This is a genomic window from Paramagnetospirillum magneticum AMB-1 (genome assembly GCF_000009985.1).
Taxonomy (GTDB): domain Bacteria; phylum Pseudomonadota; class Alphaproteobacteria; order Rhodospirillales; family Magnetospirillaceae; genus Phaeospirillum; species Phaeospirillum magneticum.
In genome coordinates this window covers 1,298,102-1,314,445 of the sequence record NC_007626.1, presented here as the reverse complement: position 1 = coordinate 1,314,445, position 16,344 = coordinate 1,298,102, and the positions used below count along the sequence as shown (strand labels likewise).

The 16,344-nt window shown below is 67.0% G+C and carries 14 protein-coding genes; 6 read left to right on the top strand and 8 right to left on the bottom strand.

What is annotated here, in order from left to right; genetic code table 11:
• Positions 1–4: 4 nt before the first annotated feature.
• The 5 genes from cysS to AMB_RS06255 form a co-directional block, all read right to left on the bottom strand.
• On the bottom strand, positions 5–1,384 hold the full coding sequence (gene cysS, locus AMB_RS06275; protein WP_011383648.1) for a cysteine--tRNA ligase: 1,380 nt from the start codon (positions 1,382–1,384) through the stop codon (positions 5–7).
• A 13-nt stretch (positions 1,385–1,397) separates the two neighbouring features.
• Entirely contained in the window at positions 1,398–2,732 is a 1,335-nt protein-coding gene (gene gltX, locus AMB_RS06270; RefSeq protein WP_011383647.1) for a glutamate--tRNA ligase, read from the bottom strand.
• A gap of 70 nt (positions 2,733–2,802) precedes the next feature.
• Entirely contained in the window at positions 2,803–3,747 is a 945-nt protein-coding gene (dmeF, locus tag AMB_RS06265) for a CDF family Co(II)/Ni(II) efflux transporter DmeF (protein ID WP_011383646.1), read from the bottom strand.
• A gap of 13 nt (positions 3,748–3,760) precedes the next feature.
• Positions 3,761–5,416: an NAD+ synthase gene (locus AMB_RS06260; RefSeq protein ID WP_011383645.1), complete on the bottom strand. Its 1,656-nt coding sequence runs from the start codon at positions 5,414–5,416 to the stop codon at positions 3,761–3,763.
• Positions 5,417–5,475: 59 nt separating this feature from the next.
• The gene (locus AMB_RS06255) at positions 5,476–6,621 is read right to left on the bottom strand and encodes a DUF3095 domain-containing protein (RefSeq protein ID WP_011383644.1); all 1,146 of its coding nucleotides are present in this window, start codon (positions 6,619–6,621) and stop codon (positions 5,476–5,478) included.
• 176 nt (positions 6,622–6,797) lie between these two features.
• On the opposite strand from AMB_RS06255, the gene AMB_RS06250 reads away from it, so the two are divergent.
• The 3 genes from AMB_RS06250 (at position 6,798) to AMB_RS23260 (ending at position 9,566) form a co-directional block, all read left to right on the top strand.
• Positions 6,798–7,532, top strand: a complete 735-nt coding sequence (locus AMB_RS06250; RefSeq protein ID WP_231849001.1) for a hypothetical protein — start codon at positions 6,798–6,800, stop codon at positions 7,530–7,532.
• Positions 7,533–7,628: 96 nt separating this feature from the next.
• Positions 7,629–8,600, top strand: a complete 972-nt coding sequence (locus tag AMB_RS06245) for a hypothetical protein (protein ID WP_231849000.1) — start codon at positions 7,629–7,631, stop codon at positions 8,598–8,600.
• A gap of 81 nt (positions 8,601–8,681) precedes the next feature.
• Positions 8,682–9,566: a hypothetical protein gene (locus AMB_RS23260; RefSeq protein ID WP_050750647.1), complete on the top strand. Its 885-nt coding sequence runs from the start codon at positions 8,682–8,684 to the stop codon at positions 9,564–9,566.
• On the opposite strand, the gene AMB_RS06235 is transcribed toward AMB_RS23260, so the two are convergent.
• Complete coding sequence (locus AMB_RS06235; protein WP_043743585.1) at positions 9,563–10,123, bottom strand: gamma-glutamylcyclotransferase; 561 nt, start codon at positions 10,121–10,123, stop codon at positions 9,563–9,565. The two genes, AMB_RS23260 and AMB_RS06235, sit on opposite strands and share 4 nt — an antisense overlap.
• 62 nt (positions 10,124–10,185) lie before the next feature.
• On the opposite strand from AMB_RS06235, the gene bluB reads away from it, so the two are divergent.
• From bluB to dctP, 3 genes are all read left to right on the top strand, one after another.
• Entirely contained in the window at positions 10,186–10,932 is a 747-nt protein-coding gene (bluB, locus tag AMB_RS06230) for a 5,6-dimethylbenzimidazole synthase (RefSeq protein WP_011383639.1), read from the top strand.
• A gap of 85 nt (positions 10,933–11,017) precedes the next feature.
• Positions 11,018–13,159 carry a cache domain-containing protein gene (locus AMB_RS23255; RefSeq protein WP_011383638.1) on the top strand — a complete coding sequence of 714 codons (2,142 nt, stop codon included), beginning with the start codon at positions 11,018–11,020 and terminating at the stop codon, positions 13,157–13,159.
• Between the two features lie 3 nt (positions 13,160–13,162).
• Positions 13,163–14,200, top strand: a complete 1,038-nt coding sequence (gene dctP / locus AMB_RS06220; RefSeq protein ID WP_011383637.1) for a TRAP transporter substrate-binding protein DctP — start codon at positions 13,163–13,165, stop codon at positions 14,198–14,200.
• Positions 14,201–14,206: 6 nt separating this feature from the next.
• Here the strand turns inward: dctP and AMB_RS06215 are convergent, their stop codons facing one another.
• Together AMB_RS06215 and AMB_RS06210 are read right to left on the bottom strand one after the other, a co-directional pair.
• Complete coding sequence (locus AMB_RS06215) at positions 14,207–15,820, bottom strand: sensor histidine kinase (protein WP_231848999.1); 1,614 nt, start codon at positions 15,818–15,820, stop codon at positions 14,207–14,209.
• Positions 15,821–15,946: 126 nt separating this feature from the next.
• Positions 15,947–16,252, bottom strand: coding sequence for a DUF4242 domain-containing protein (locus AMB_RS06210; protein ID WP_011383635.1), 306 nt, complete (start codon positions 16,250–16,252; stop codon positions 15,947–15,949).
• Positions 16,253–16,344 lie beyond the last annotated feature (92 nt).

The window sequence follows — 16,344 nt, the reverse complement described above, 5'->3', positions numbered from 1 at the left end:
GGGGCTAGCCCCGCTTCCAGGTGGTGCCGCCGGCCCCATCCTCGAGGACCACGCCCCTGGCCGCCAGATCCTGGCGGATGCGGTCGGCCTCGGCGAAGTTCCGGGACTTGCGGGCCTCGGCACGGGCGGTGATGGCCGCCTCGATCTCGGCGTCGGAGGGGCCATCGGCAGCGCCGGTGCCCTTGAACCACGCCTCCGGGTCCTGGTAGAGCAGGCCGAGCAGATGCCCCGAGGCCAGCAGCGCCCCCTTGCGGCGCGCCTTGTCCTCCAGCCCGGTCGCCTTGTTCAGCGCCCCGGCCAGTTCGTGCAGATGGCTGATGGCCAGCGGCGTGTTGAGGTCGTCCTTCAGGGCGGCCAGCACTTCCAGCGGCGCCTCGCCCTCATAGCCGTTGGCGTCGATGTCGGCGACGCCGCGCAGCGCGGTGTAAAGGCGGTCCAGCGTCGCCTTGGCCTGCTTCAACCCGTCCGCCGTCCAGTCGAAGGGCTGGTGGTAATGGGTGGTCAGCATGGCTAGGCGGATCGCCTCGCCCGGCGCCTGGTCCAGCAGGTCGCGCACGGTGAAGAAGTTGCCCAGCGACTTGGACATCTTCTCGCCTTCCACCATCAGCCAGCCGTTGTGCAGCCAGAAGCGGGCGAAGGGCTTGCCGTTGGCGCAGGTGCTTTGCGCGATCTCGTTCTCGTGGTGGGGGAAGACCAGATCCTGGCCGCCGCCATGGATGTCGAAGGTCTCGCCCAGATGCTGCAGGCTCATGGCCGAGCACTCGATATGCCAGCCGGGCCGCCCCCGGCCCCAGGGCGAGTCCCAGCCCGGCAGGTCGTCGGACGACGGCTTCCACAGCACGAAGTCGCCGGGGTCCTTCTTGTAGGGCGCCACCTCGACGCGGGCGCCGGCGATCATCTCGTCGGAGGAGCGGCGCGACAGCGCGCCGTAATCAGCCATGGCGCCGACGGCGAACAGCACATGTCCCTCGGCGGCATAGGCGAAGCCCTTGGCGATCAGCCGCTCGATCATGGCGATCATCTGGGTGATATGGGCGGTGGCGCGGGGCTCCACGTCGGGGAGCAGGCAGTTCAGGGCGCCGATATCCTCGTGGAACATGGCGGTGGTGCGCTCGGTGATGGCCGAGATGGGCTCGCCGCTTTCCTTGGCCCGCGCATTGATCTTGTCATCCACGTCGGTGATGTTGCGCACATAGCGCACCGACGGATACAGCGTCTTCAGCAGGCGATAGAGCACGTCGAAGACGATCACCGGCCTGGCATTGCCGATATGGGCGCGGTCATAGACCGTGGGGCCGCAGACATACATGCCCACATGGCCGGGAACCAACGGCTCGAACACGTCCTTGGTGCGGGTCAGGGTATTGTAGAGAACCAGCGGCACGGAACCATCTCCCCTAGGCGATCTCGCCCATCAGCCGCGCCCTTGCCCGGTCGTGGCCGATGAGAGGTAGCAGAGTCTTCAGCTCGGGTCCATTCTCGCGCCCGGTCAGCGCCAGACGCAACGGGTGGAACAGCGCCTTGCCCTTGCGGCCGGTGGCCTGCTTCACCGTTTCGGTCCAGGCGCCCCAGGTGGCGTGGTCCCAGGCGCCGTCGGGCAGCAGGGCGGCGGCAGCGCGGGTGAACTCCCCGTCCTCGATCACCGGGGTGAGATCCTGGCGGCAAATGGCCCACCACGCCTCGGCCTCGGCCAAATGGTTGAGATTGGGCCGCACCGCCAGCCAGAATTCCTCGTCGGCCCCGTCGATTCCCAGGCGGTCGCGCACCTCGGCGAAACTCGCGGTGTGCATCAGCCGGGCGTCCAGGCGCTCCAGCTCGGCGGAATCGAATTTCGGCGTGCCGCGCCCGAACTTGTCCCAGGCGAACTCCGCCTCCAGCTCGGCCAGGGTGTGGCGGATGTCGATGGCATCCGAACTGCCCAGCTTGGCCAGCAGGGAATTCAGCGCCATGGGATGGATGCCGGTGGCGCGCAAATCCTTCAACGAGCCCGAGCCCAGCCGCTTGGACAGCCCCTCGCCCGTCGCGCCGGTCAGCAGCGGCAGATGGGCAAAGGCCGGCGGCACGGCGCCCAGGGCCTGGAACAGCTGGATCTGCGGCGCGGTGTTGGTGACGTGGTCCTCGCCCCGGATGATGTGGGTGACGCCGAACTCGATGTCGTCGACCACGCTGGGCAGGGTGTAGAGGAACGAGCCGTCGCCCCGGATCAGCACCGGGTCGGACAGATTGCCGCCGTGATAATGGCTGGGGCCGCGCACGCAATCGTCCCAGCGCACGTCTTCCAGCTCCAGCTTGAAGCGCCAGTGGGGCCGGCGCCCCTCGGCCTCGAGGCGGGCGATCTCGTCGGGGGCAAGCTTCAGGGCGGCGCGGTCATAGACCGGCGGCAGGCCGCGCCCCAACTGCACCTTGCGCCGAAGTTCCAACTCGTCCGGGGTCTCGTAGCAGGCGTAAACCCGGCCCGAAACCTTGAGACGTTCGGCGGCGGCGGCATAAGCGTCCAGCCGGGCCGACTGCCGCTCCAGCCGGTCCCAATCCAGGCCCAGCCAGCGCAGATCGTCCAGAATCGCCTCGGCGAATTCAGGCCGCGAGCGCTCCAGGTCGGTGTCGTCCAGGCGCAGGATGAAGCTTCCGCCATGGGCCTTGGCGAACAGCCGGTTGAGCAGCGCAACGCGGGCATTGCCCACATGCAGCAGGCCGGTGGGGCTGGGGGCAAAGCGAACGACGGGAGAAGTCATGTCAATCCATTGAAAAACAGCGTGTTTCGCTAACCCCCTATACCATTCGGCAAGAGGCGGCAACAAGGCTCTAGGACTTCGCCTCGCCGACGCAGGGCAAAATCTCCACAGTGACGTGGCTGAGTTCGTGCACCGGGGCGAGCAGGCGCTTGTAATAATCCGGCGGCTGCGGCTGATGGGTGACGATGGAGACGATGGCCGCCCAGTGGCCCGCGCCCACCCGCCACAGGTGAAGATCGGCCAGCCGGTTGTCGGCGTCGCCTTCGATGGCGGCGCGCACCTCCTGCTCCAGACTGCCGTCGCCGCTGTGGTCAAGCAGCACCGCCCCGGTCTCGGCCATCAGGCCCCAGGACCATTTGGCGATCACCGCCGCGCCCACCAGCCCCATCATGGGGTCCATCCACCACCAGCCCAGATACTTGCCGAACAGCAAGGCGACGATGGCCAGCACCGAAGTCACCGCGTCGGCCACCACATGGACATAGGCGGCCCGCAGGTTGTGGTCGTGATGATGATCGTGGCCATGGTCATGGGAGTGGTCATGAGTGTGACCATCGCCGCCCAGGATGAGGGCGCTGACCAGATTGACCACCAGGCCGATCACCGCCACCCACAGGGCCTCGTCGAAGCCGATGGTCTGAACCTCGCGCAGACGCGACGCCGATTCCCACACCATCAGCAAGGCGACCATGCCAAGGACGATGGCGCTGGCAAAGCCGCCCAGCACGCCCACCTTGCCAGTGCCGAAGGTGAAGCGCCCGTCCTCGGCGTGGCGCCGGGCGAAGCCATAGGCGAAGGCGGCGATGCCCAGCGCCCCGGCATGGGTGGACATGTGCCAGCCGTCGGCCAGCAGGGCCATGGAGTTGAACAGGGTCCCGGCGGTGATTTCCGCCACCATCATGACCACGGTCAGGGCGACGACGATCAGGGTCCGCCGTTCCGCCGCCGCCTCTCCGCCGCTGAAATACTGGTGGCCATGCCGCCAGGGGGTCAGGTCATGGACATGCCGGGTCATCCGAGTCCCCGTGTCATATGAGGGCGGTGAAGGCGTTGGTGATGGGATAGCGGCGGTCCTTGCCGAACGAGCGCGAGGTGATCTTGACCCCGGGCGGGGCCTGGCGGCGCTTGTATTCGGCGCGGTCGAGCATGCGCCAGACCCGGCGCACCACGGCCTCGTCATATCCGGCGGCGACGATCTCGGCGACGCTCTTCTCGTCCTCGATCATGGCTTCGAGCATGGCGTCCAGCTCGTCATAGGGCGGCAGGGTATCCTGGTCCTTCTGGTCGGGCTTGAGTTCGGCCGAGGGCGGCTTGGTGATCACCCGGTCGGGCATCACCCGGCCTTGCGGCCCCAGGCAGCCCGGCGGACGCTGGCCGTTGCGCCAGGACGACAGGGCGAAGACGGTGGTCTTGTAGACGTCCTTCAGCACCGCGTAGCCGCCGCACATGTCGCCGTAGAGGGTGGCGTAGCCGCACGACATCTCGCTCTTGTTGCCGGTGGACAGCACCATGGGGCCGAACTTGTTGGAAATCCCCATCAGGGTCAGCCCGCGCGAGCGCGATTGCAGGTTCTCTTCCGTGATGTCGGCATCCTTGCCCGCGAACAGCGGCGCCAGCATGGTCTCGAAGGCGCCCATGGCCGGGCCGATATTGACGGTGTCGAGCCGCACCCCCAGCAGGCGGGCGCATTCCGCCGCATCCTCCAGGCTTTCCTCCGAAGTGTAGGGCGACGGCATCATCACGCACCACACCTTGTCCGGCCCCAGGGCGTCGGCGGCGATGGCGGCGCAGATGGCGCTGTCGATGCCGCCCGACAAGCCCAGCACCACGCCGGGAAAGCGGTTCTTGCCCACGTAATCGCGCAGGCCGGTGACCAGCGCCTGATACACCCCCTCCAGACGCGATACGGGCGGCGCCTTGGGTCCGTCGCAGCGCCAGCCGCCGGACCCGCGCGTCCAACGGGTGAGGATGACCTGGCTTTGCCAGGGGGCGATGGAGGCGGCGGTGGCGCCATCGCTGTCCAGCACGAAGGACGCGCCGTCGAACACCAGCTCGTCCTGGCCCCCCACCTGATTGACGTAGATCAGCGGCAGGCCGGTCTCTTCCACCCGGGCGCGGGCGTGGTCGAGGCGCTTGGTGGGCTTGTCCATCTCGTAGGGCGAGCCGTTGGGCACCACCAGGATCTCGGCGCCGCTCTCGCCCAGGGTCTCGGCCACGTCGGCGTACCACATGTCCTCGCAGATCATGATGCCCAGGCGCACGCCGCGAAACGACACCGGACCCGGCGCCGGACCGGGCTGGAACACCCGGATCTCGTCGAACACGCCGTAATTGGGCAGGTGGTGCTTCAACCGGGTGGCGGCGACGCGGCCGTGATCGAGCAGCAGGGCGGCGTTGTGCAGCCTGTCCTTGACCCGCCAGGGCGCGCCGACCAGCAGGGCCGGGCCGCCTTCCGTCTCGGCGGCCAACTCCTCCACCGCCGCCTCGCAGGCGTCGAGGAACGCGCCCTTCAGCACCAGATCCTCGGGCGGGTAGCCGCAGAGCGTCAGCTCCCCGAACACCACCAGATCGGCCCCAAGGACCTGGGCCTCGGCACGGGCGGCCCGGATGAGCGCCATGTTGCCGGCGATGTCGCCGACCACGGGATTGATCTGGGCAAGGGCGATGGAGAGCGTGTCGGACATTTGGCGTTTCGGCCCCTGTGAACAATATATAGGCACACTAGGGAGGCGATTTGGCCCTGTCAACGCGCCCCTGCCGCCGCCTTCAACCGCTTTGCCGCCATGGTGTAGCCGCCGTCGCCTCCATCCATGAAGTGGACGTGCCGCCCTTCGCTCAAGTTCCCCACCAGACAGACCATCAGGGCCACGTCGGAAATCTGCAGGCCGTAGCGCAATTCGCCCCGTGCCTCGCGCTCGTCCAGATAGGCCCGCAGCCCGTCGACGCGGTCGGACGGGCAGTCGAACACCACCGCCAGGGTATCGTCGTGCTTGACGAAGGCGGTGTTGGTGATCACCTCCTCGGGATAGCGCCTGGGATCGAAGCCGCCCAGGGAGAGCCCCAGCGTGCACAGAAGCTTGACCAGAATGGTCTGGGCCGCCACGTCCAGCCAGCGGCGCCAGACTCCACCACGCCCCCGCCCCAGGCGGGCCTCGATCATGGTGCTCTCGCCCGGCCAGCCGGGCTTGAGATTTTCGCGTGAGGCGATCTTGAGCCCCTCGGCCTCGCTGTCGGACAGCCGGCACAGATCCCGATACAGGCGACAGTGGTCCCTGTCGCCGACAACCAACAGGGCGATCACCGCGCCGCGTTGGGTGCCCAGAGGCTCCCAACGGCAGGACAACCCGGTCAGATCGGGAAACTCGCCATCGTCCAATTCCTCGGGAATCCGCGACAGCCGCGCCAGATCCGGATGGCCGCGTTCCTTCACGGCCTCTTCCAGCAATCCCATGCCGCCGCCGGAAAACATGCCGAAGGGATTGCCGGGCGAAGGCTCGTAGCGCCCCACCAGAATGGTGCCGCCCGCCTCGGTCACCGTGGCCACCGGCACGGCCCCCACCCGCAGCGAGATGCCGAACTCGCGCCGGGCGAAGCCGCGGGCCCGCGCCAGTTCCACCCGCGCCCGCTCGGCGAATTGAGGCGGCACCAGGGCCATGGCCCCATCGCCGCCGAACTGAAACGGCAGGTCCATGGGGGCGCAAAGATTGCGCAGGGCCGCGATGGCCGAGGCCCCGACGAAATTGACCGTCTTTTGCTTGCCCGCCTCCACCGCCACCGTCGACCCTTGCACGTCGGTGGCCACCGCCAGCCAGTCCGGCGGCGCGGGACGGTAATACTCGTCCTCGAACACGTTGACCACGCGGGTCATGGATTTCAGCCGGTCGAACATGGCGGGGACATCTCCATTGCGAGGCCTCCCATTTGACCACCTTGCTCCGGCAAGAGCGAGAGTCGGTTCACTGTCGGGTTGGGGCGCGCTATGCTCTTGTCATGTCAGCCCGACGTCCGCCGCCACAGGATCAGCCCGAGGCCGAGCCCCAATGCTGCCAGGGGGTGGGAGCCACCATGGTCGGGCATTTCGCGACGAGACTGGAGGTGGAGGCGGCCAAGGCCGGCGGCAGCCTGACCGCCAGCCAGATCCGCGCCCTGGCCCGGCGCTTCGTCGAGTCCGAGCAGACCCGCTTCAAGGCCTATTACCAGCGGGCCTGGAACGACTGCACCCAAAGCCGCGCCGCGCAGCAATGGGAGGGAGCCCGCGAACAGCCGTTCGAGCGCATCCTGATGCGCCGCTTCGCCCACCTCTTTCCGCCCCGCAGCGGCGACGAGGGTGGCGAAGGCATCCTGTCGCGCCGGATGATCCCCGGCTTCCACATGGCCATGGACAAGATGATCGGCCCCACCCAGTTCGAGCAGTGCCGCCGTCGCTCCACCGCCATCCTGGACCGCCACCCGGGCGGCGGCGGCGGGCACGACTGGCGCGCCATCCATGCCGATCCCGAGGCGGCCCGGCTGATCGACGATGTTCTGATGGTGGTGGTTCACGCCTTCGCGGATTTCAAGAAGCGCCGGGTGTGGTTCATGACCCTGGTCAATTCCCACCTCACGCCCGCCCAGGTCGGCGCCCGGGACGAGCACTGGCAGCTGAACGAGAGCGCCTTCGCCGCCCTGATGCGCGCCCTTTTCGCCGATCTGGGAGCGCTGGCCCACGCCGACCCCGCCCAGGTCAGGGCACGGTGGAGCGATGCGGACCATGAGGCGCTTTGCCGCTTCATCCTGCATCTTGAACGCCCCATGACCTGACATCGGACCCGCCGATTAAGACTCCTTAAATAACATCTTTTCTTCTGATGATTGTTTATGCATTCTCCTGCGCGCATCGTGGGAGGGCGTGCAACCGTGGCCAACGTGGTTCCGGACAGAGTCGACGGTTTCGGGGGGCGCCGCCTGGACGCGAAACGGCGCGTCTGGGCCGAATTGCGCGACCAGTTGCCCGACGATTGCACTGTCTTCGCCTTCCCTGGCCGCTCCGACGGGTCCCTGCCCGACTTCGTCGTCCTCGGCCCCCGGGGCCTGGTCCATATGGCGGTGACCGGCGGGATTCTCGACATCCTCTCGCCGCCCGCCCCCGGAGTGGTGTGGACCCACCGCGGCGACGACGGATATTTCATCGGCGCCTACCCCGCCGATGCCTTGCAGCATGCGGCCGATGCCCTGGAGACGCGGCTGCTGCTGTCCCTGCCGGCCGGCAGCCTCCGGCCGGAGGAGTGGGGGCGTGGCCTGCTGCATGTCCTGCCCGACAACACGCCCGGCCACACCCCTGGAATTGATCTGGCCTCGGCGGAGCGCCGGGTTCTGGTCAGCTCCGATCTCCGCCGCCTGGGCGAATGGGTGATGCGGGCCATGAACGACAACCCATCGTCCACCAAAGCCCTGCCGGTGGATTTGCGCGTTGAAATGGAACTGGCGTTGTCGGCCATGGCGGCCCCGAACGCCCGCCGGCCAAACAAAAGCGCGGGACGGACCGGGTGGCTGGCCACTGCGGGACTGGCGGCCATTTTGCTCATCGCGCTGGTTTCCGAGCAGGTCGGCTCGGGGCCTTCCCTGCCGCGCGGCAAGGAAATCGAAGCTCAGGAAGTCCGGGCCGTCTTCACCGTCCCGGCCTTCATTCCCGCCAAGGCAGAATGGGCCGTGATGTCCGCAATCGAGGTCGCCTGGGATGCCCCCGGCCGGAAGGTCAAGTGGCAGCACGGAGACCTGAACGGCACCGTGGAGCAGCTTCCCCGCGACGGCCGTATCTGCCGGGCCTTCCGCATCAGCCTGGAATGGGGCGATTCGACGCAGTCCGAAGACCGACGGCACTGCCGGTAGGACGCCGACCGGAGTCGCCTGCCAGGCAAACGCAAGCTATAACGGGGCTGTTCCTTGAACATGAGCCGCGCGCGGGGAAGCATGCCGATCAATATTTTCCACTATGCCTTCAACGAGTACGCCCCCATTTTCGAGGAAGTCATCGATGCCATGCGCAGCAGCTTTTGCCGCCTTGGCGTCCCGCACCGGTACTCGGTGAACACCTACGACCATCACGCCTACAACATCCTCGTCGGTCATGTGGCCTTCATGAAGAAAGGGGCCTTTCCCCCGCACCTGCTGGCCAAGACCGCGGTATTCCAACTGGAATCCCTGACGGCCGGAGGCATCCTCGAGATGAATCCGGACTATCTGGAAATCCTGCGCCGCGCCCACATGGTCTGGGACTATTCGCCGACCAATGTAGCGGTGCTGAAATCACTGGGGCTTTCCAACGTGGTCCATGTCCCGGTGGGCCACGATCCCGTCCTGGAGCGCATCCCGGACCTCCCGCGCAAGGAAATCGATGTCCTGTTTTACGGCAACATGACCGAACGGCGGCAGATTCTGCTCGATGCCCTGTCCGGCGCCGGCCTCAAGGTGGAGAGGCGCATGGGCCTGTTCGGCCCCAATCGCGACAACCACATCGCCAATGCCAAGGCGGTGATCAACATTCACCAGTTGGAAGGACAGGTCATGGAACAGGTGCGCCTGTCCTATCTGCTGACAAACCACCGCTTCGTCATTTCCGAGGAATCCAGCGATGCGCCGTATGACGGCGGCATCGTCACCGCCCCCTATGACCAGTTGGTGGAGGCGTGCCTGCGCCACCTGCGCCCTTACGACAAGAGTGAATGCGATCGGATCGCGGACCGGGGCCAGTCCATCATCCGCGAGATTCCATTCTGGCGCGGCGTGCGGGATGCCCTGCTCGCCTCGGGGCATTTTCCCTTTCTCGAGCTGGAAAGCCTGGCGAAAGCTCCCTAAATCCCCGCGCCAGCCTCGATGATGCCGGTCTGGCGCTCGACCTCCACCAGCAGGGCGTGCAGCTCTGCCTCGGCGAAGCCGTCGCTTTCCAACTGGCGGATGGTGTTGATCAGGTAATCGCGGTTCAGCCCGCCCTGGCCCTCGGCATCCATGATGATGGCCGCCGCCTGCTCCAGCGGCAATTGCCCGGCATAATGGTGATGGCCGTTATCCGCCACGAAGGTATAGGCCTGGACCACACGACCATCGTCAAGGCGGATGGGAAGAAAGCGGGCCACATAGGCGTACCCGACCAGTTCGCGCTCGTTGAGGTATTCGACCACGTCCGCCGCCCGTTCCACGCAGACCCGGAAGGCCATGCCCCGGCACGAGCCGCCTTCATCCAGGCCCAGCACCAGGCCGGGACGTTCCGGCGTACCGCGCCAGTGGCGGGAGTAGACGCAGAAATCGCGGTGCCAGCCGTCGAGGACGGCACGGCAGACTTCGTCGGCGTCGAAGCCCGGCCGCCACATCAGCGAGCCGTAGCCGAATACCCAGAGATCGCAATCCTTGGTCATGGAAGATCGTGGCGCTAAAGTGACCCCCGCCTCCGGGCCGGGGCGAGGAAAGGGAGCGAAGAATGACAGATCGGGCCGCCGCCATCCAGGGCGACGACGTCTTGACCGAGGCGGACAGGCTGGGGCTGTACCGGGTGCTGCTGTCGCGGCGCGACGTGCGCGGCCAGTTCCTGCCCGACCCCATTCCCGACGAGGTGCTGGCCCGCATCCTGGTGGCCGCCCACCATGCCCCCTCGGTGGGCTTCATGCAGCCCTGGAGCTTCATCCTGGTGCGCTCGCCCGAAACCCGCGCCCGCATCAAGGACGCCTTCGCCCAGGCCAACGACGAGGCCGCCCGCATGTTCGAGGGCGAGGCCCAGGCCACCTACCGCTCGCTGAAGCTGGAAGGCATCCTGGAATCGCCGGTCAACATCTGCGTCACCTGCGATCGTGACCGGGTGGGGCCGGTGGTTCTGGGCCGCACCCACATCCCCACCATGGACCTCTATTCCACCGTCTGCGCCGTGGAGAATCTCTGGCTGGCGGCCCGCGCCGAGGGCCTGGGCCTCGGCTGGGTCTCCATCATTTCCGAGCCGGCCCTGAAGGACATCCTGGGCCTGCCCGAGCGGGTGGTGCCGGTGGCCTATCTCTGCCTGGGCAAGGTCAGCCACTTCTTCGCCCAGCCCGAGCTGGAAACACGCGGCTGGCGCAAGCGCCTGCCCCTGGCCGATCTGGTCAGCCTGGACCGTTGGGAAGGCCCCAGGGACGAGGCGCTGGCAACGGAATTGGCCGCCGCCCAGGACCGGGCGGAACGGGGCGAGGCCTTCTGATACTTCCCCTGAAACGGGCGTTTGCGCCGCAGCAAATAGTACTATAACTTAGGCATCGCAATCGCTGCGAAGAGGGGGGAGCGAGATGCCACCGAAAGGATTCCGCATCCGCTTGCGGGTCGGCATTACCGTCATGTTCCTCAGCGTCATGCTGCCGCTGACGGCGTTGATGACCGCTGTTCTCTATCGCCAGAACTCCCAGTTGGCCATCCAGCTGGCCGAACACGCCATGGACAGCGCCACCACCGACGTGGTGTCCGGGGTCGGTTCGCTGCTGGGCCCCATGGGCCGGGTGGCCGACCTGTCGGTGGCTTTTGGCAAGGCGGAAGGCGATTCCATTCGCCGGGTCGAAGGACTGCGCCCGCTGGTCGAGGCGCTGGAGAAGTTCCCCGATATCTACGCCCTGTTCTTCGGCTTCGCCCGCGACGGCGCCTTCTACGAGGTGATCCGGGTTCCCCCTCCCGGTTCGGGCATCACGCTGAAGGGCCGCAATCCCCCGCCGAACGCCAATTACGCCCTGCGCTTCATCGACACGGTGGATGACGAGCGGGTCGACAACTGGATCTACATCACCCATTGGGGCGAGGTGGTCGGGCTGGAGCGCGCGGCCAAGGCCACTTACGACCCGCGCAACCGGCCCTGGTATCTGGCGGCGCTCAAAACCAACGAAATCGCCACCTCCAGCCTGCATGTCTTCAGCAGCATCGGGCGTCCGGGCCTGACCCTGTCGCGCCAGCTGGCCACCGACGACGGGCAGGTCATCGCGGTTTTCGGCGCCGACCTGTCCATCGACACCCTGTCCAAAGTGCTGGCCGACCACCGGATCGGCGACAACGGCCAGGTCTTCATCCTGGACGAGGAAGGGCGGCTGCTGGGATATCCCGACCCCCAGCGCGTCCTGGTCCAGCAGGGCGGCCATGTGGAGATCGCCAAGGCAGAGGAGTTCTCCGACCCCGTCCTGGCCGGCGCGGTCAGGAAGCGGGCCGCCGGAGCCGGTGACCGCTTCCGCGCCACCCTGGGTCCCGACGGCGACGAATATCTGGTGGCGTTCTCGCGCTTTCCCGAAAGCTTCGGCAAGAACTGGACCATCGGCGTCATCGCCGCCGAGGCCGACTTCGTCGGTCCCCTGCGCAAGGCCAGCGGCATGATCCTGCTGATCGGCGCAGGCTTCCTGCTGCTGTCGAGCGTCGCGGTGGTCTGGGCGTCGAGCCTGCTGACCACCCCCATCCGGGCCCTGACCGACGAGGCCGACCGCATCCGCAGGCTGGAACTGGATCACGACATCACGGTAAACAGCCCGGTGGTGGAGGTTCAGTCCCTGGCGGCGGGGCTTGCCACCATGAAGGCCGCGCTGAGGAGCTTTGGCGCCTATGTGCCCAAGGGTATCCTCAGGCGCATCGTCGAGTCGGGCACCAGCACCGAGATCGGCGGCGAGCGGCGCGAGCTGACCATCCTGTTCACCGACATCAAGGGCTTCACCCGCACCAGCGAGGATATGGCGCCCGAGGACGTCCTGCATCACCTGTCCGTCTATCTGGAAGGCATGTCCGGCGCCATCGCCGCCCATAACGGCACCGTGGACAAGTTCATCGGCGACGCGGTCATGGCGCTGTGGAACGCCCCCCAGCACGACCCCGACCACGTGCTGCACGCCTGCCGCGCCATGCTGGCCTGCCGGGCCGCCACGGCGGGGCTCAATGCCGAGCTGATCGCCAACAATTACCCTCCCATGCCCACCCGCTACGGCCTCCACACCGGCATGGCGGTGGCGGGAAACGTGGGGTGCCGCGACCGCATGCAATACACCGCCCTGGGCGCGGCGGTGAACCTGGCCTCGCGGGTGGAATCCCTGAACAAGCATTTCGGCACCGAGATGCTGGTCACCGGCGAGGTTGAGGACGTGGTCCGCGACCAGTTCGTCCTGCGCCCCCTGGGGCCGGTGGTCGCTTCGGGAACCAGCATCCCCATCCTGCTGTTCGAACTGGTGGGCGCGCTGGAAGGCCAGCCCCACGCGGCCAGCCCCGAGGATCTGGCGCGGGTCGCCCGCTGGCGCGAGGCCTTCTCCGCCTATGTGGACGGCGATTGGGCCAGGGCGGCGGAGCTGTTCCGCGCCTATGGCGCGGTCTACTCCAACGACGAGGCCGGGCGGTTGCTGCAGGCACGCGCCGCGGCCAACGCCGCCGACCCCGGCCATGCCGAATTCGCCATTCAGTTTGCCGAGAAATAGGCCATGCCCCATCGCCTCCTCGCCGCCTTTCTCCTGCTGGTGCTGCTCGGCGGCCCGCAAGCCCTCGCCCAGACCAGCGTTCATCTGGCCCATTCCCAGCCCCAGGATGCCGCGGTCGATCCCGCCGCCGCCGCCGCCTCGCAGTTCCGCCGCAGTTTGGACGAACTGAGCGGCGGCAGCCTGAAGGCCGCCCTGTTCCCCGACGGCCAGTTGGGAGGAAACCGCGACATGGCGGGACTGGTGGCCAAGGGCGTGCTTCACTCCGCCCTGGTGACCGCCGGCGGGCTGGCTCCCCTCTACCCGCCCATGGCGGTGACGAACATGCCCTTCGCCCTGGACCGGCCGCAGGCCGCCTATGCCCTCTATGACGGCGAGTTCGGCCAGAGGCTGGCCGCCGATATCGAACGGCGCACCGGCTTGGTGGTGCTGGGCTTCGCCGATGCCGGGGGCATGCATGTCCTGACCAATTCCCGCCGTCCCATCGCCGGGCCCGCCGACATGGCCGGGCTCAAGATCCGCACCATTCCCGGCTACGAGACCCTGGACACCATGATCCGGGCGCTGGGCGCCGTGCCGGTCAAGGTGTCGTCCCGCGACGAGTTCCAGGCGCTGGAGATGGGCGTGATCGACGGCCAGATGAATCCACCCTCGGTGGTTCTGGGCCGGCGCTATCATCACGTCCAGACCCATGCCACCCTGACCAACCACCTGTATTCCCCCTATGTGTGGATCTACAACAGGGCGGCGTTCGAGACGCTGACGCCCGAGGGACAGCAGGCTGTTCGCGAAGCCGCCCGCCGCGCCATCGCCGCCGGACGCGAGTTGAGCGGAAAGCTGGACCATTCCGAGCGGGGCGCCGACGGGCTTGGGCGCCGCCTGACGGTCCAGCCTCTCGCCCCCCAGGCGCGGGACTCCTTCAAATCCGCCACCCAGGCCAAGGTGACGGAGGTCCTGACCGCCCGCCTGGATGATGAGGGCCGCGGCCTGCTGGCCGATTTCATGTCGGCCGCCGCCAAGGCCAACGCCGAATCCGCCCCCTGACGCCGGTCACGCCCCGCGCAAGGTGAAGAAGATGGTGGTGCCGCCTTCCCGCTCGGACTCCACCCAGATGGCGCCGCCGAAGCGATGGACGATCCGGCGGCACAGGGTCAGCCCGATGCCGGTCCCCTCGGTCTCGGCGGACGGATTGAGGCGCTGGAAAATCTCGAAGACCTTTTCGTGGTACTGGGGCTCGATGCCGATGCCGTTATCGGCCACGGCAAAGCGCCAATAGCCGTTTTCCGCCGGCTCGGCGCTCACCGAAATCCAGGCGGCGCGATCCGGAGCGCGGTATTTGATGCTGTTGCCCAGCAGGTTCTGGAACAGGCTGACCAGATGGCTGGGCACCGCCTCCACATCCGGCAGGGCGCCGACCCGCACCTCCACATGGCCCGTTTCCATGTCCTGACGGAGATTGTCCAGAGCCTGCTCCACGGCCGCGCCGGCCGAACAGGGCTCCGGCGGCTCGGTCTGGCGCGACGCCCGCGAATAGTCCAGCAGATCGTGGATCAGCAGGGTCATCTTCTTGGTGTTGTCGACGATGAAACCGATGAATTCGTCCGCATCGGAATCCAGGCGCCCCCGGTAGCGGCGCTCGATGAGCTGGGTATAGCTGACCACATTGCGCAAGGGTGTCTGGAGGTCGTGGGACGCCACATAGGCGAATTGCTCCAGATCGGCGTTGGACCGCTCCAGCGCCTCGTTCTTGTCCTTCAACTCCGCCGTGGCGCGGATGCGTTCGGCCTGCATGGCGCCAAGGCGTTCGGCCATGCTGTCCAGCCCGGCCAGCACGCTGTCGGCCCCTTTGGAAGCCGGCGTCCCGGTCACGGAAAAGTCCCCCTGCCCGATCCGGGTGATGCGCTCGTGAACCTCTTGCACGGTCCCGCCCAGGATGGAGCGGGCCTCGGCATAGGTCAGCCAGAGCAGCGCTCCGACTGCCGCCGCGAAGGCCACGAAGACCAGACGCAGGACGAAGGCGATGTCTTCCGCCCGGTGAACCGCCGCCAGCGTCCGCACCTCCACCAGTTCGTTGAACTCGCTGATGGGCTTCATGATCCCCGTCTTGGCCCGACGATACTCGTCGTCGAAAAGCATGCGGATGGCGGCCAGCCGGGCTTGGCCATCCTCGGGGCCGGCTTCCTCCATCAGGCGCATGGCCTCGAATTCCCGCGCCGTCAGGGCATCCGACAGGGACTTGGCCTGGCTGAGGCGGAGAAACTCCTCGTCGGTGAACCCCGCCTTGCGCATCAGTTCCAGAAGGGGGATGGCGCGGCCCCCTTGCGGGCCGACCGACTCGGGTCGGGACGGCGTCAGATGCCAATAGAAGCTGTCGTAGTTTTCGGGCCGAATCCGGCGCCCATCGCGGATATCGAGGACGTCCTGATAGGATTTCTTAAAAAGGGGATCCCCAATGGTCACATAGGTGCGGACCATGCGGGTCAGATCGTCGGAGGATTGCCGCAACTGGTCGGCCAGACGGAACGAGGTCTGTCGCTGCTCGTTGGCCCGGTCGATCTGCTTTTCGCCATAGACATAGACGGCAAACGAGACCACAAACGCCACGAACACCAGGGCGGTTTGCCAGACCCTTCGGGACAGTGCTGATCCGTCGGTGTTCCGCATCGGCACGCGTATCCCCCGCTCCATACGCAATGTCACGCAGCCAGCATAGAGCATCACGACAAGTGCGGGAAGATCTGCCGAAGAAGGGCGGGATCATGCCCGCCCTTCCGGGGAAAGGACAAAGCCTCAGGCGGCCGCTGCCTTGAAGAACAGGCTGCCGGGCGTCGCCGCCTTGACCTCCGTGATGGAGGCATAGGGCAGCCCGACCCGGTCATGGGCGCGGCGTACCGCCTCCGCATCGACCGCCATGCTGAGACAGAAGGCCCGCCCGGCCTCCAGCCCCACATCCACCCGCAGCAGCACGACCCCTTCCTCGCGGCAGGCCTCCTGGTAGCCGGCAAAGAAGGCCGCGAACTGCTCGGAGGTGATGCCCGCCGGAAAGGTCCCGTCGGCCTGATCATGGGTATCCATGAAGATCTTCATCTTTTCCATGTCGGAACTCCTGTGACGAAGGAACGATGCCGGGACCCTAGGCCAGGTCCCCATGGCGATTCTGTAGCCGGAGCTACAAACGCCCCCGTTTT

What these genes read in the sequence shown, in the direction of transcription:
- gltX (WP_011383647.1), bottom strand. Translation starts at nt 2,732, where the DNA reads ATGACTTCTCCCGTCGTTCGCTTTGCCCCCAGCCCCACCGGCCTGCTG.
- dmeF (WP_011383646.1), bottom strand. Translation starts at nt 3,747, where the DNA reads ATGACCCGGCATGTCCATGACCTGACCCCCTGGCGGCATGGCCACCAG.
- AMB_RS06260 (WP_011383645.1), bottom strand. Translation starts at nt 5,416, where the DNA reads ATGTCCGACACGCTCTCCATCGCCCTTGCCCAGATCAATCCCGTGGTC.
- AMB_RS06255 (WP_011383644.1), bottom strand. Translation starts at nt 6,621, where the DNA reads ATGTTCGACCGGCTGAAATCCATGACCCGCGTGGTCAACGTGTTCGAG.
- AMB_RS06250 (WP_231849001.1), top strand. Translation starts at nt 6,798, where the DNA reads ATGGTCGGGCATTTCGCGACGAGACTGGAGGTGGAGGCGGCCAAGGCC.
- AMB_RS23260 (WP_050750647.1), top strand. Translation starts at nt 8,682, where the DNA reads ATGCCGATCAATATTTTCCACTATGCCTTCAACGAGTACGCCCCCATT.
- AMB_RS06235 (WP_043743585.1), bottom strand. Translation starts at nt 10,123, where the DNA reads ATGACCAAGGATTGCGATCTCTGGGTATTCGGCTACGGCTCGCTGATG.
- bluB (WP_011383639.1), top strand. Translation starts at nt 10,186, where the DNA reads ATGACAGATCGGGCCGCCGCCATCCAGGGCGACGACGTCTTGACCGAG.
- AMB_RS23255 (WP_011383638.1), top strand. Translation starts at nt 11,018, where the DNA reads ATGCCACCGAAAGGATTCCGCATCCGCTTGCGGGTCGGCATTACCGTC.
- dctP (WP_011383637.1), top strand. Translation starts at nt 13,163, where the DNA reads ATGCCCCATCGCCTCCTCGCCGCCTTTCTCCTGCTGGTGCTGCTCGGC.
- AMB_RS06215 (WP_231848999.1), bottom strand. Translation starts at nt 15,820, where the DNA reads ATGCGGAACACCGACGGATCAGCACTGTCCCGAAGGGTCTGGCAAACC.
- AMB_RS06210 (WP_011383635.1), bottom strand. Translation starts at nt 16,252, where the DNA reads ATGGAAAAGATGAAGATCTTCATGGATACCCATGATCAGGCCGACGGG.